13 protein-coding genes and 1 pseudogene are annotated in these 13860 nt (G+C 47.0%); 11 read left to right on the forward strand and 3 right to left on the reverse strand.

Going from position 1 to position 13860, the window contains the following annotated elements; all coding sequences use genetic code 11:
• Positions 1–101: 101 nt before the first annotated feature.
• The 4 genes from DY78_RS01210 to DY78_RS01225 all read left to right on the forward strand — a co-directional run bounded on the left by DY78_RS01210 (position 102) and on the right by DY78_RS01225 (position 3247).
• Positions 102–719: a hypothetical protein gene (locus DY78_RS01210; protein WP_024626022.1), complete on the forward strand. Its 618-nt coding sequence runs from the start codon at positions 102–104 to the stop codon at positions 717–719.
• Between the two features lie 118 nt (positions 720–837).
• Positions 838–1584 (forward strand): hypothetical protein, encoded by a 747-nt coding sequence (locus DY78_RS01215; RefSeq protein WP_156404087.1) that lies wholly within the window; start codon positions 838–840, stop codon positions 1582–1584.
• A gap of 17 nt (positions 1585–1601) precedes the next feature.
• Positions 1602–2189: a WxL domain-containing protein gene (locus tag DY78_RS01220; RefSeq protein ID WP_024626020.1), complete on the forward strand. Its 588-nt coding sequence runs from the start codon at positions 1602–1604 to the stop codon at positions 2187–2189.
• Positions 2189–3247, forward strand: coding sequence for a WxLIP family cell surface protein (locus DY78_RS01225; RefSeq protein WP_024626019.1), 1059 nt, complete (start codon positions 2189–2191; stop codon positions 3245–3247). Before DY78_RS01220 ends, DY78_RS01225 begins: the two co-directional genes overlap by 1 nt.
• 106 nt (positions 3248–3353) lie before the next feature.
• On the opposite strand, the gene DY78_RS01230 is transcribed toward DY78_RS01225, so the two are convergent.
• Complete coding sequence (locus tag DY78_RS01230) at positions 3354–4286, reverse strand: DMT family transporter (RefSeq protein ID WP_024626018.1); 933 nt, start codon at positions 4284–4286, stop codon at positions 3354–3356.
• Between the two features lie 272 nt (positions 4287–4558).
• On the opposite strand from DY78_RS01230, the gene DY78_RS01235 reads away from it, so the two are divergent.
• The 3 genes from DY78_RS01235 (at position 4559) to DY78_RS01245 (ending at position 6916) form a co-directional block, all read left to right on the forward strand.
• Positions 4559–5173: a hypothetical protein gene (locus DY78_RS01235; RefSeq protein WP_033612928.1), complete on the forward strand. Its 615-nt coding sequence runs from the start codon at positions 4559–4561 to the stop codon at positions 5171–5173.
• 120 nt (positions 5174–5293) lie between these two features.
• Positions 5294–5563, forward strand: coding sequence for an ACT domain-containing protein (locus DY78_RS01240; RefSeq protein WP_024626016.1), 270 nt, complete (start codon positions 5294–5296; stop codon positions 5561–5563).
• Between the two features lie 9 nt (positions 5564–5572).
• Positions 5573–6916 carry a PFL family protein gene (locus DY78_RS01245; protein ID WP_024626015.1) on the forward strand — a complete coding sequence of 448 codons (1344 nt, stop codon included), beginning with the start codon at positions 5573–5575 and terminating at the stop codon, positions 6914–6916.
• Between the two features lie 396 nt (positions 6917–7312).
• Here DY78_RS01245 and DY78_RS16915 read toward each other — a convergent pair.
• Positions 7313–7453 (reverse strand): annotated as a pseudogene (locus tag DY78_RS16915) (pentapeptide repeat-containing protein); the annotation flags it as partial.
• Between the two features lie 16 nt (positions 7454–7469).
• On the reverse strand, positions 7470–7940 hold the full coding sequence (locus tag DY78_RS01250; RefSeq protein ID WP_235810623.1) for a pentapeptide repeat-containing protein: 471 nt from the start codon (positions 7938–7940) through the stop codon (positions 7470–7472).
• A 253-nt stretch (positions 7941–8193) separates the two neighbouring features.
• On the opposite strand from DY78_RS01250, the gene DY78_RS01255 reads away from it, so the two are divergent.
• The 4 genes from DY78_RS01255 (at position 8194) to DY78_RS01270 (ending at position 13712) form a co-directional block, all read left to right on the forward strand.
• A complete protein-coding gene (locus DY78_RS01255) occupies positions 8194–8922 on the forward strand; it encodes a response regulator transcription factor (RefSeq protein ID WP_024626014.1) in 729 nt (242 codons plus the stop codon).
• Complete coding sequence (locus tag DY78_RS01260) at positions 8919–10436, forward strand: sensor histidine kinase (protein ID WP_024626013.1); 1518 nt, start codon at positions 8919–8921, stop codon at positions 10434–10436. Before DY78_RS01255 ends, DY78_RS01260 begins: the two co-directional genes overlap by 4 nt.
• A 990-nt stretch (positions 10437–11426) precedes the next feature.
• Positions 11427–12608: a class I SAM-dependent methyltransferase gene (locus tag DY78_RS01265; RefSeq protein WP_024626012.1), complete on the forward strand. Its 1182-nt coding sequence runs from the start codon at positions 11427–11429 to the stop codon at positions 12606–12608.
• 234 nt (positions 12609–12842) lie between these two features.
• Positions 12843–13712, forward strand: coding sequence for a GRP family sugar transporter (locus DY78_RS01270; protein ID WP_024626011.1), 870 nt, complete (start codon positions 12843–12845; stop codon positions 13710–13712).
• Positions 13713–13860: the final 148 nt, after the last annotated feature.

The raw sequence follows: 13860 nt of genomic DNA on the forward strand, positions 1-13860 counted from the left end.
GAAGCTGATCTTTTTTGTCCGAACAGCGTTCGGATTAATTTTACAATCTACCAAAGGACAATTACCAGGAGAACTTTTCGGACACACCGCCGATTGTTTTTTTGAAATTATCTGGGCAACCCAAAAATGTCACGATTCATGTGACCGGGATGGATACGACCACGTCGGAGAATGTCGCATCTAATGATACTTCCTATACGACCTATAAGTATGCCCCGTATATTTTTGTGAACTGGACGGGGATAACTGGCGACTCGCTCCCATTCACGTGGGGGAGTGCTTACACCTTTACGGTCAAAGATACGGACGGCACCACGATCACGAATAGTCAAAATGATGACTGGACTAACTCCGATGGGACGAAAGCCACGGTCAATCAGTTGTTGTCCAGTCATATTTTGAATAATTTTCCCAACGCGATGACGGCGAGTGGCCAATATTTATCGGCGGATGAAGGTAGCGGTGATCATTTATTTACCGGTACGATTATGGCGCCCGATGCCAGTCTACAAGTGGCCAACTATGGGAGTAGTCAATACTTTTATGGGAGTGTCATTTCTGGCAAAGACGTGTTAATTGAAAATAACATGTTGCCAGCGCGGGTCATCGCTAGTAGTTTTGATGTTCAACATATTTCGACGGATAACATTAGTGATTTAGACCCGACCCAACAAGTCCCTAAGTTGTCCAACCTGACTTTAGACTTTAAGTCAAGGTGATGCGGATACGAATTCTAAGACAATCAGTAGTGGGAGCAGTGGGACATATACGGGTGACCAGGCGGATGGCGCCGTCCATGTTCGAGCCACGGTGGCGCCGAAAAAAACGGCTTATCAGGTGTTTTATCAACTAAATGACGGTGATTGGACCAAGTTTACGAGCAGTGATATTGATGAAACTCAGACTAGTAACACGTTAGACTTGGGAACGCTGCTTAAATTGACCGGGGCTAATAGTGATCAATTGACCGCTACGAAGGTGGTCAAGGGCGTTACTGACCCCACCAGTTTGAGTGCGACGAGTCAGACGATTTCTGCGACGTTGGCCCGCGAAAACACGTTGAAGGTGGTTGTCACTCCTACGGCAACGACGGCGGGGACGGCTTTGACGAGTGCAAATATTGCCGACCATCTGAGTGATTATTCTGTGACCACGGTTGCGGTGAGTGAAGATGGGACCGAAGCCGCCGAAATCCCCACAGCCTTTGACTTAACAACGTCGGCTGGCAGCACGATTCTCACGGCGAGGCCGACGGTGAACTTGACGAATGATTGGCAAGTACCGCTTAGTTTGACGTTAGGCATTGGCGATTTGTCATCGACTTTGGCAGATGGGGTGTTACCGTTGACGACTAGTGACCTGTTGCATTACACGGTGACGGTTGGCGACGACACGCTCAGTCATCAATTGGATGCGACGACGATGACGATTTTACCGAATACGAGTCCGCCAACAACCAGTACGAGTTTGTCATTTAAGATGACGGTCGATCCGACTGATTATCCGGCGCAAGTTCAGGTCGGCAAGCAGTATGGTATCCCGATGGACTGGCAGTTGAATTATGATTTGAAAATGACGCAATAAAAATGGAGGAATTTCTAATGAAGAAATGTAAAACAATGATTTTAGGTTTGGCAACGGTCGCGTTAGCAACCTTAGTTGGTGGTACGTTGGCCGCCCAAGCTGCGGACACGGGGACTGACGGGACTTCCGTTGGTGAATTCACCGTGGCCAGTGGGAAGTTGTCGCTGGATGCGGTGCCGACATTGGCCTTTAAAGGTACGGATGTGGCCAGTTTAGCGAGTGGGACGAAGCTAGCTTATAATAGCGACGCAGTGACTGGTAGTGGCAAAACGAGTACTGGTAATACGTTAACGGTCAGTGATTTCCGTGGGGCGGATAACGCGGCGTGGAACTTAACGGCTCAATTAAGCAACTTCACGAATGGTAGTAGTACAGTGGCTGGGACGATTGATTATGCCGGTGCTAATGCTGTGAAAGGGACGATTAGTGCGGACGGTGGTAATGTTTGGAATAACACTGATGCTAAGACCGGTGGGACGAGTAGTGTGTCGGCGGCCACCGATTCAACGACCGCCTTAACCTTGCCAGCCACGGCTACCGCGGTTTCCGGGACGTATGACGCGGATATTACTTGGACCTTGAGTGCTACTGCGAGTGCCGAGTAATGATGCCGATTAGCCGAAAGATGTTAAAACGCACCAGCTGGTTAGGACTTGTGATGGTGTTGGGGCTGCTGAGCTGGTTGAATTGCCAACCCGTTCAGGCCGCCAATACCGGGGCCGGTTTTACGGTGCAAATGGTCAAAAATTCACGGCAACGCGCCGCCACGACCGGCTATTTTGACTTGAAAGTGGCCCCTGGTCAAACGGGGCAAGTGCAGATGCGCATCGTGAACTTGACGAAACAAGCGTTGCATTTGCAAGTGCATGCCAATACGGGCTATACCACCGGTAATGGGATTGAAGCATATGATAAAGCAACGTTAGGTTCCTTGAGTACCGCCCCTTATCAATTGAAATCCATCTTCAAAGTGCCCGCCAGTATTACGGTACCGGCCGCCAGTGCCAAAGTTATCACGGTGCCGTATCAGCTACCGACTAAGGCGTTTAACGGCGTGTTAGAAGGCGCGTTTTATTTCTTAAACAAGGCGACCGGTGAAGCACAGACGACTAATCAAAAAGGTTTTCAACTGCACAACCGCTACGCTTTAGCGTTAGGGGTAGTCTTGCGTGAAAGTGATACGAGCCAAGTTAAACCAGCGTTGAAATTGACCGGCGTAACCACGGGCAGTGATCAACAAGCGCAATTTAGTCCCGCGGTGGGAGCCAAGTTAGTGAATTCGCGGCCACAATTGTTGACCCATTTGAAAATCGATGGGCGTATTTACGACCAAAACGGCCAGTTGAAGTTCAAAACGGTGCGGCAAAATTTAGGCATGGCGCCGAATTCGAACTTCACGTATTTGATTAATACCGGCAACAAGCGTTTAGCGGCGGGCCAATATAAGTTGCGGTTAGTGGCCACTGCCAAGCACCAACGCTGGGTCTTTACGCGCACGTTTAAAGTCACCAAAGCGCAAGCCGACAAAGTCAATCAGCAAGTTCCACGGGATTGGCACTGGCTGTGGTGGCTCTTGTTAGCCTTGGCAATTTTGCTCATTATCTTGTTGTTATGGTTAGTTTATCGATACGGCCAACGCAAAGGTCGCGAGCAAGCACAATAATGGTTATTAACTAAATAATCGGTAAATTAAAGGGACCCTGTTCGACGTACATTTAACTAGTACGTCGAACAGGGTCCCTTAGTATTTATATTTTTATGGGCTGGAATTAGGAATCTAACCGGCGGCGGTGTAACAAAGTCATCATTTTGCGGACGTTCATGGATAATAACATGACGGCGAAAATAATCATCAGCCCACCGACTAAATCAAAGCTGGTTAATTGAACGTTTAAAAATAAGACCGAAAAGACGGTGGCGGCCAGAGGTTCGAAGGCATCTAGTAGACTGGCGGTCGTTGGCAAGATGTCGCTTAGACTGTGGGCAAACATCAAGAATGGCGCGACGGTTCCGAGCAAGATGATCACTAGGAGTAATAACCATTGCGACCAGGTTAACGTGACATGCACTAGCCAGAGGGGGTGCATCGCCATTAAAAAGATACCGGCGACCAGTAAGCCCCAACCGGTAATGTTCATTGGCCCGAACTTGGGCAACAGTGGCCGGGGTAACAACGTGTTGGTGGCCACGCCAATCGCTGATAAGCCGCCCCAAAATAAAACGGCTGGTGAGATGGCTAAACTATTTAAGTGACCGTGCGTGACGATGAGCAAGGTCCCAATAAAGGCAATGACCATCCCGATAGCTTCGGAACGGTTGGGCGTGACGTGTTTGAATAAGAAGTAATAAATACTAATGATAAAAGGCCCGAGAAATTGGATAATGGTTGCAATCGGCGCATTCCCAACTTTAACGGCTTCAAAGTAACACCATTGGACTGGAATGAGTCCGAGCAGGCCGTAACTGATTAAGCGCCCGGCTGTCCGTGGTTGTCGCCAGACTTGCCAAGGCTGTTGGCCGCTGACTTGGCTGGCAATCAGTAAAATTAAGCCGGCGGTAATCATTCGAATTTGGGTCAGCCATAATGGTGTAATTGCCGAATTTTGTTTGAAGAGGGTACTGGCCGCAACCCCTGAAATGCCCCATAAGATGCAGGCAGTACTCGCTAACAGTACGCCCCGTAAATGATGCCGCTGCGTCATTTTGTTCCACTCCTTTGTTCTGAAAATTAACTAAGCATTTTCAAGTATAGCAAAACTACGACGGTCCACACGACTTGTCGGTGATTCTTCATGTAATTATTAGTGTATTTTTATTTTATTCCACGGTATTATTTCAGAAAACAAACTAACTGATGACCAGTAGTCAGCGCTTTTGATTAGAACTTGGTGAGTAGCAGTTGCGGAAAAGATTGGGTGCTATAATTAATTTTGGGTGCTAGGTTTAATAAATCTATTTATGGGGGATTTTAAGCATGACAGTTTCGAGAAAAATGATGTTAGGGGCCGCACTACTAGTTGCGGCGACTTGTTTTGGCGCGCGCAATGCCAATGCGGCGTTAATTGCGTCGGCCCAAGTGAGTCGGGTCAAAACGAGTTACAGTGCCCGCAAACAAGCGGTCGTGATTCACGGTCACGCGACGAACGTGGAACAAATCAAGGTGATGTACCGCGGTAAACACGTTAAAACCGTCGCCGTTAAGCACGGAAAGTTTGCGCTGACGCAACGGTTTAAAGGTTATGGGACGTTTAAGTTAGTAGCCGGCACTACGACGCTGAAAAAAATCACGGCGAGCACGTATGCGACGCCGGTCTTGCGCCAAACGTTGGCCGCCGGTACTAAAACGGGCTTACAATTGGGCTTTGTTGGTCAGAAACATGCCACGGTAACGATTCGGCAAGCTGGTAAGCTGGTGAAAACGTATCGGACGGGCCATGCTAAGTCGCAGACGCGGATTCCGTTGAAGACGATTAAGCGCACCGATGCTAAAAATCTGACGGCGACGCAAAAAGTTCGCGGCAAGAAAGTCAGTCGACCACTCAAGTTGAAGGGGACTCAAATCGGCTTTAAATTGTATATTTATAGTTAAAAAATTATCGCGATTGCCAACTGCCGGCAGTCGTTTTTTTGTGCTGTCTTTCCCTTAGGCGGCATGCTATGATAAGCGTAGCAACTATTCTAAGCGAATTTTAATCTGGAGGAATAACGAATGAAAGCCATTATTACCGTAGTTGGACAAGATCAGGTCGGGATTGTTGCGACCGTTGCCAATGAACTTAAAACGTTGAACATTAACATCGTGGACATCTCACAAACGCTGATGGACCACAATTTTACGATGATGCTCTCAGGCGAATGGGACGACCAAGTTTTGAGTTTTGACGCCGCCAAAACCGCCTTAGAAGCTTTAGGCGCACAGTCCGGTTTGACGATTCGGATTCAGCGGCAAGCGTTATTTGATGCCATTCAGAAATTATAGGAGGTTGCCATGGAAAGCCGATCGATTTTAGAAACGATTCAAATGGTCGCCGAAGAAAACTTAGATATTCGGACGATTACCATGGGTATTTCGCTATTCGACTGTATCGACAGTGACGGTGAAAAAGCCCGCCAAAAGATTTACGACAAAATTACGACCAGTGCCAAAGACCTCGTCAAAGTTGCGAACCAGATTCAAACTGAATACGGGGTGCCAATTATTAACAAGCGGATTGCCGTCACCCCGATTGCGTTGATTGCGGCGGCTAGTGGTGACCAAGATTACGTGGCGTATGCGCAAACGATGGAAAAGGCGGCGACCGTCTTGGGCGTTGACTTAATCGGGGGTTTTTCCGCTTTAGTCCAAAAAGGGTTCCAAAGTGGGGACCGCAAGTTGATTGCGTCAATTCCGCAAGCGTTAGCTGAAACGAGTCGGGTTTGTAGCTCAGTTAATGTCGGTTCCACGCGCGCCGGCATTAATTTGGATGCGGTCGGTGAAATGGGCCGCACGATTAAGCAAATTGCGGCCGATGACCCGGTCAATTGCATGAGTTTAGTCGTCTTTGCCAATGCGGTCGATGATAACCCATTCATGGCAGGGGCCTTTCATGGGGTTGGTGAAGCTGACCGCGTGATTAACGTCGGGATTAGTGGCCCCGGCGTTGTTAAAAGGGCCTTAGAACAAGTCCGTGGCCAATCAATCGATGTGGTGTCCGAACAAATTAAAAAGACCGCCTTCAAAGTGACGCGGATGGGCCAATTCGTTGGCTCAATTGCAGCGCAACGGTTAGGCGTCCCATTTGGCATCGTCGACCTATCCTTAGCACCGACCCCTAACGAAGGTGATTCGGTGGCCGAAATCTTAGAAGAGATTGGCCTAGAAAGTGTCGGCGCTCCCGGGACAACGGCGGCCTTAGCGTTACTGAACGACGCGGTGAAAAAAGGTGGCGTCATGGCTTGTGAACATGTCGGTGGCTTATCGGGCGCATTCATCCCGGTTTCAGAAGACGCTGAAATGATTCGCGCCGTCCGCGCCGGTCGGTTAAACATTGAAAAACTAGAAGCAATGACGGCGGTTTGTTCCGTCGGCTTAGACATGATTGCCGTGCCTGGTGACACCACGGCGGCGCAAATCAGTGGGATGATTGCTGATGAAGCCGCGATCGGGATGATCAACAACAAGACCACCGCCGTCCGGGTCATTCCAGCCACCGGAAAAGCGGTCGGTGACGAAGTCGAATTCGGCGGCTTGTTCGGCCGCGCGCCAGTTATGGCGGTGAATGCGAGTCAACCAACTAAGCTGATTGCGCGTGGTGGGCATATTCCGGCACCGATTCATTCGTTTAAAAATTAAGAGTGCTTTAGCCAGCGGGTTGTGACCGAGCATTGCCTAGCCTAATGGGACGACCGTCGTGGGTTTGGCGATGGTCGCCCCATTAGGCGTAGCAAGCACAGGTCACAGCTGGCTAAAGCACGTTTCGGCCATAAAGGTAAAACGAGTGGTTATTAACGTTGTCGAATGCGATTTTCTAAAAATTAAGCTGTACGTACCGATGATTTGAACATAAAAAATGCCGTCTAATGAAATGCAAAAATTCATTAGACGGCATTTTTGTTATTTTGATGGTCGAAACGTGGTCCGCCAGGCAATGTGTTCCGCTTAACCGAACCGCACAATGATGCCCAAAAATCAGGCATTATCGCACAGGTCACGTTAATGCTCGCATATTACCCGCCTGGTGGATCACATTTATTCAATTCGCAGCTGCAAAAATTGATTCGCAAAATACAATGCCTGCAGTTCATTCACCCGGCAACCGCGCAAATCAAAGGGCTGCACCCGTAACGCTTTAAACTCACATGTGCGTAAGTCCTGTTTACTCAAGTTGGTATTGGTGAAGTCGGCGTTATTTAAATCGCAAGTGGTGAACTGGACTTAAGGTTGATTCCATACAGTTAACGTCACTGAGACGGGAATCGGTAAACGTGACGGCGGGAAACTTCGTGGCATTGAAGTTGGCCAAATTCAACTGACAGTTTTTGAAGCTGACGTCTTTAAAGTAACCGTCATCAAAGGTCGCTCCCACGAGCTTGCAGTTTTCAAACTGAACGCGGTATAAGCTCGCTTGTTCAAAATTACCATTTGATAAATCGCAATTTTTAAAAATAACATCCGTGAGTTCTAAACGTTCAAAATCATTTTCACTCAAAATGGTGTTTTCAAAATAACACTGCTCAATTAACGGATGGGTCAGCGTTAAGTTAGTAACGGTCTGTTGGACGACAGCGCCGTTAGCTAATAGTTGATCTTCGGCGGTGCGAATGGTTAGCAAGTCGATTGCTGGTAAAATAGTTGGGTCAATTTTGGGTGCGTTCATAGCGGTCATCCTTTCATACGTCAGCGGCGCTCAGCTTCCCTAAGGCGTCGATACTAATATAACCGTGTGCCCCGACTTTCGCCACACTTATTTCACAAATCCCGCACGCAAAGTTACTAAATTGTTGATATACTAGGACTGATAATTAGCCCAAAGTGGGGTATGATGATAAATGTGGGGTGTTTGGTGACTAACCAAACCCAGCAACATTTATCGCAAGTATAAAAAACGATAAACTTGGAGGAATTTGTTAATGAAATTACTAATGATTGAAGATAATAAATCCGTCTCGGAAATGATGGCGATGTTTTTTAAGAAGGAACAATGGGATGCGCATTTTGCTTATGACGGTAATGAAGCCGTGGATATGTTCAATGAAGCACCTGACAGCTGGGACATGGTGACCCTGGATTTAAACTTACCGGGCAAAGACGGGATGCAAGTTAGTGCCGATATTCGCAAAGCTTCACCAACGGTACCCATTATTATGTTAACGGCGCGCGATTCCGAAAGTGACCAAGTACTCGGGTTAGAAATGGGCGCCGATGATTATGTGACGAAGCCCTTTTCACCAATTACGTTGATTGCGCGAATTAAGGCGCTCCATCGGCGGGCGGACTTAGGTAGTGCGAAGCCAACTGAACCGGCGGAAAATGCCGTCAGTGATTTCGATGTGCAAACGGACCACTTCAAGTTAAATACGAAGACACGTGAAGCGTACTTAGCGGACAAACAAATTGAAGATTTGACTCCCAAGGAATTTGACTTGTTAAAGACGTTGGCTCAAAAACCACGCCAAGTGTTCTCCCGCGAACAATTATTACAACTCGTTTGGGATTATGAATATTATGGTGACGAACGGACTGTCGATGCGCATATCAAGAAACTCCGTCAAAAGATTGAAAAGGCGGGGCCACAAATTATCCAAACCGTTTGGGGAGTCGGTTACAAGTTCGACGATAGTGGAGTTGAAGCTAAATGAAACTGATCTACCAACAAATGCTCGCCTTCTTTGCGGTGATTATTACGGTGATCGTCGTATTAGGGTTCGCGTTTATTCGGACGACCAAGACGATGATCTACTCAAACTCCTGGCAACAGCTGCAACAGTATGCGACGAGTATTGAAAAAGAAGCGATTCGGTATAATACGAATACTAAAAAAGTCGTTGGTTTTAATCAACAATTTTTGAGTGATGCGACGGCGATTTTACGCGACCAGCACATTCATTTTTCGGTCTATGACGCTAATAAAAAGGTCGTTTACCCGAATGCGCTGGGATTGAACAGTATGCCCGGCGGTTCGTTTTATAACCCGAGTATTTCTAAAAGTGATTGGAAAAAGTTAAAAAATAACAAAACGATTACGCAACGGCCCCACGTCACCTTCAAATCACGGAGCCATGACCGGCCAGTTAATACGCCGGCATTGCGGACGATTGACGTCTTAGTACCATTATTTTATAAGACGAACGGCACCAAGAAGTTTGTCGGGGCCATTTCAATTGGGTCGTTTGAACAGACCTTACAAGCTAATGAGCAACAGATTGAAAATAATTTGTTCATTGCCTTGCTCGTCTCGGGAATTGCCGCGCTGTTGTTGAGTTATATCTTGGCGCGCTACTCGGTACGCCGTATCAATCGCTTGCGGTACGCGACGCACTCGGTTGCGGAAGGGGACTTCGACATCCACGTTGACAGTAGCCATAAAGACGAAATTGACGACTTAGCGGATGACTTCAACGGCATGGTGAGTTCGTTACGCGCATCTAATGAGGAAATCAAGCGCCAAGAAAAACGGCGCCGCGAATTCATGGCCGATGCCGCCCACGAAATGCGAACACCGCTGACGACGATTAATGGGATTTTGGAAGGCCTCGCTTACGATGCGATTCCGGAAGAAGATAAAGCCCATTCGATTGAATTGATGCAAAATGAAACGAAACGTTTGATTCGTTTAGTCAATGAAAACTTAGACTATGAAAAGATTCGGACTGGTCAAATCGCCTTAAACAAGACGAACTTTGACGGCAGTGAAGTCTTGCATAACTTAGTTGAACAATTGACGAAGAAGGCGGCGGCAGCCGATGATCACTTCGACTTGACGACGCCGGATGAATTACCGGTCTGGGCCGATTATGACCGCTTTGTCCAAGTCTTATTCAACATTATGCAAAACGCCATTCAATTCTCCAAAAACGGGGTCATTGAAGTGACCGCCAGTCGCAGTGAACACGCGACGGTGATTGCAGTGCAAGACCACGGGATTGGGATGACGCCGGACCAAGTGAAGAATATTTGGGAACGGTATTACAAAGCCGACCCATCACGCAAGAACACGAAGTACGGCGAATCCGGGTTAGGTTTAGCGATTTCGCATCAATTAGTCCAACAACACGGGGGCTCAATTGAGGTTGAAAGTGAAGCCAACCAAGGCACCCGCTTTACCGTTACTTTCCCTGATGAAGGTTTTGACAAACCAATTATTGAAGACTAGTTTTTATTTTTGAGCAACTTACTTTTATTAGTAGGTTGCTTTTTGTTTGTCGCCAGTCGGGACCATGGGGCGCGCCGTGGCGCAGACCTTGGGCCAAAAAGCGGTCCCAAGGGCGCTTTTTAGCCTGACCTAAAACCGCTGTCAGTCTAAAAAGTCGGCGCCAATTAGAAACTAGCCTAAACCGCTAGTTTCTGATTGCGACACGGCGCACCCCATGGTCCCGACTGGCTTGATGACGATAGTTTTAATGAATCGGAAAATGGTCTAGGTATTTTGGGTCGCAGTTGATTGATATCAAGGGACACTTTCGATTGTCGCTAATTAGTTGTGGGACCCGCTTAAGTTGAGTTCGTTAGTTTGTGATCAAGGAATTGGTTACTGGAAGATGGCGGTGGGAGCCTAATCTCCACTGGCGCAACGGGGGATTAGTTCGTGTACAACCAACCCAATATTATGTTGGCCTGTACTAGGACGTGGTTGAAACTAATATAATAGTAGGAAACTAGTTTCATATTAATGAATTCGGCATTCTCTCAATTGTTGAATCGGCTTGAATAGTTAATCCTGAAAATTGATGACAAACCAGTAAGCAATTTTGTTAAATCAATTTGTTAAGCGGCTAGCTACCTAATCTTATTCAATTGGTCTAGTGAAAAACATACGCTAATTAGGTACGAGTTTTCATAAATCAAGTTAGATAGCCGGAAGGAAAGTCGGGTCGCGGCGTGTCGATGTTCTTAGCGGGTGTTGTTTGGCCGCTTAGAACATGTGCCGTGTTGGGTGACTTGCGATTTGTGCAAGGCATCCAACCGCCCTGAAGACCGTGGTGTGGCTTCAGATCTGCACCACGCCGCGTCCCGACTTTCCTGGAGGCGGCACACACCAGCCCTAACTTGCCATTATTATAAATGCGCCAGATATGTTACACTTAAAACGGCTGTGAACAGCGATTTACCGCTACTTTAGATAAGAACACTTAAGGAGACAATCATGCAAAGAGTACAAATTACGGGTAACTCCCAACGAAAAGTTAAAGATGGCTATCCTTTATTGGTGGCTGACGACTTGAAAGATCCAGCAATGAAATTAACCGATGGATCATTCGTCGCCTTGATGGCCAATACGCAATTTATGGCTTATGCCTTAGTCGCTAAGCACCGGCGCCAATTAGGCTGGGTGTTGAGTTTAGATGAAACGGAAACGCCAACGATTGACTACTTCCGTAAATTATTCAAACAAGCCTTGGTACGGCGGGCCACGTCAATGGACCCCAGCTTGCCACAACGCGTCTTCAATGCCGATGGTGATGGCTTAGGTGGCTTGGCAATTGACCATTATGACGACTATTACGTCTTCACTTGGTATGCTCAAGGCGTTTACGCCCAACGCGAAATGTTATATGCGGCCTTTGAAGCGGCTAGTGACCATCAATTCAAGGGGATTTACGAAAAATTACGCTTCAACGTTGAAGAAGCCAACTTGAAGAGTCGCCTCGTTACCGGTACTGAAGCACCAGACCCGTTATTAGTTACCGAAGGCGACGTGACTTATCCGGTGCATTTGCAAGATGATTTAACGACTGGCTTGTTGCTCGACATGCGACCAATTCGCGAATACTTGGCGGGGGCCGAATTACAAGGGAAGACCGTCTTGAACTTGTTTAGTCAAGAAAATGGGATTACGGCTGCCGCCGCTGTGGCTGGTGCCGCGAAGACTATTTCCATTGAAACTAACAAGAAGGGTGCTAACGCCACGGCCGACCAATTGGCCATGAATAACCTGGACCCCGATAAGCATGAAATCCGGACCATTGAAGTGCCAAACTACTTGGATTACACCGCTAAACATCATTTGAGCTATGACGTGGTTGTCGTGACCGCGCCAACGTTTGCCCGGGTAAAGAAGCAAAAATTCCAAGTGGCACCAGACTTGACTGATTTGTTGACGCAAACCTTACCAACCGTACGACGTGATGGGCAATTGATCGTCGCCACCACGGCTAATAACTTCTCCATGAAGAAGTTTAAGGAAGCCGTCGCAGCCGCCTTTGTTGGTAGTGACCGTCATTACACCTTGACGGAAACCTTCCGCTTACCAAGTGACTTCGTGACGCGGAAGGCGTATTTAGCAAGTAACTATCTCAAAGTGCTCGTTTTGACTTTAGATAAATAGGCTAATTTGCAAAAATAACGACATGAAATAAAAAAAATTTAACATGAATTTTGGGGACCGTTTTCATTAAATGAAAACGGTCCCTGTCTGTAAGAAAACGAATTCATGAAAATATAAATATAATTATATTTAGGGTTATGAACGTGATTATGACTGGTAAAACGGTTACTTTCCTGATAGAATTGTTTTTTGTCGTTAGGCATGAGAGAAAAATAGAAATGAGGATTATGAATAATGGGAATTCTAATTGCACTGATTCCTGCGATTGCGTGGGGTAGTATCGGCTTAATTAGTGGTCGTTTGGGCGGTTCTGCACGGCAACAGACGCTCGGGATGACAATGGGGGCCTTAGTCTTTGGGCTCTTGCTATGGATGTTTGAACAACCAACCTTAAATCGCTACGTATGGTTGACAGGGATTGTTTCCGGGTTGTTCTGGAGTGTTGGTCAAGGTCAACAATTTACGTCGATGAAAGCTATCGGGATTTCGCGGACAACGCCAATCTCGACTGGGATGCAATTAGTTGCCAATGCCCTTGCCGGAGTGTTACTTTTCAGCGAATGGACCGGCAACATGTATTGGATCGGTTCGATTTCAGTAATTATTTTAATTGCTGGGGCCGTGTTAACTTCCTTAACCGACCGTACTGACCCGAACCGCAGCCAAAACGAAAACTGGAATTTAGGGATTCGCGCGTTGATCTTATCAACAGTTGGTTATGCCGGTTATACGATTGTCGTGCATTATGGGACCAGCTGGTGGAACGTTAACGCCCAAGCCGTGGTCTTACCACAAGCAGTCGGGATGTTAATCGGGGCCTTAATCTGGTCATTCAAAGACCAACCATGGAAAGAAAGTGCCACTTACCGCAACATCATCACTGGGTTAGTTTGGGGTATCGGTAACTTGTTCATGTTCATGGCCATGGCCCAAATCGGTCAAGCCATCTCATACTCACTTTCACAAATGGGTATCGTTATTTCCACGTTTGGGAGTATCTTCTTACTGGGCGAGCACAAGACGAAACGCGAAATGGTGTATGTCATCATTGGGTCGATCTTAGTTATCGTCGGTGGAATCGCTTTATCCTTGATGAAAGCCTAGTAAAACTTTTACCATAAATTAAGTAATTTATTTTAAATACTTGAATAGTATGTTTGGCGCGGTAACTAACAGTTAGCCGCGCCTTTTTTTGAACATAAGGTAGATTGTAAAATTAATCCGAACGCTGTTCGGACAAAAAAGATCAGCT

The sequence above is a fragment of the Lactiplantibacillus fabifermentans DSM 21115 genome (genome assembly GCF_000498955.2).
Taxonomy (GTDB): domain Bacteria; phylum Bacillota; class Bacilli; order Lactobacillales; family Lactobacillaceae; genus Lactiplantibacillus; species Lactiplantibacillus fabifermentans.

Excerpts from the sequence above, each read along its gene's own strand:
- DY78_RS01230 (WP_024626018.1), bottom strand. The coding sequence starts at position 4,286 with ATGACGCAGCGGCATCATTTACGGGGCGTACTGTTAGCGAGTACTGCC.
- DY78_RS01250 (WP_235810623.1), bottom strand. The coding sequence starts at position 7,940 with ATGAACGCACCCAAAATTGACCCAACTATTTTACCAGCAATCGACTTG.
- DY78_RS01235 (WP_033612928.1), top strand. The coding sequence starts at position 4,559 with ATGACAGTTTCGAGAAAAATGATGTTAGGGGCCGCACTACTAGTTGCG.
- DY78_RS01240 (WP_024626016.1), top strand. The coding sequence starts at position 5,294 with ATGAAAGCCATTATTACCGTAGTTGGACAAGATCAGGTCGGGATTGTT.
- DY78_RS01255 (WP_024626014.1), top strand. The coding sequence starts at position 8,194 with ATGAAATTACTAATGATTGAAGATAATAAATCCGTCTCGGAAATGATG.
- DY78_RS01270 (WP_024626011.1), top strand. The coding sequence starts at position 12,843 with ATGGGAATTCTAATTGCACTGATTCCTGCGATTGCGTGGGGTAGTATC.
- DY78_RS01265 (WP_024626012.1), top strand. The coding sequence starts at position 11,427 with ATGCAAAGAGTACAAATTACGGGTAACTCCCAACGAAAAGTTAAAGAT.
- DY78_RS01225 (WP_024626019.1), top strand. The coding sequence starts at position 2,189 with ATGATGCCGATTAGCCGAAAGATGTTAAAACGCACCAGCTGGTTAGGA.
- DY78_RS01220 (WP_024626020.1), top strand. The coding sequence starts at position 1,602 with ATGAAGAAATGTAAAACAATGATTTTAGGTTTGGCAACGGTCGCGTTA.
- DY78_RS01245 (WP_024626015.1), top strand. The coding sequence starts at position 5,573 with ATGGAAAGCCGATCGATTTTAGAAACGATTCAAATGGTCGCCGAAGAA.
- DY78_RS01260 (WP_024626013.1), top strand. The coding sequence starts at position 8,919 with ATGAAACTGATCTACCAACAAATGCTCGCCTTCTTTGCGGTGATTATT.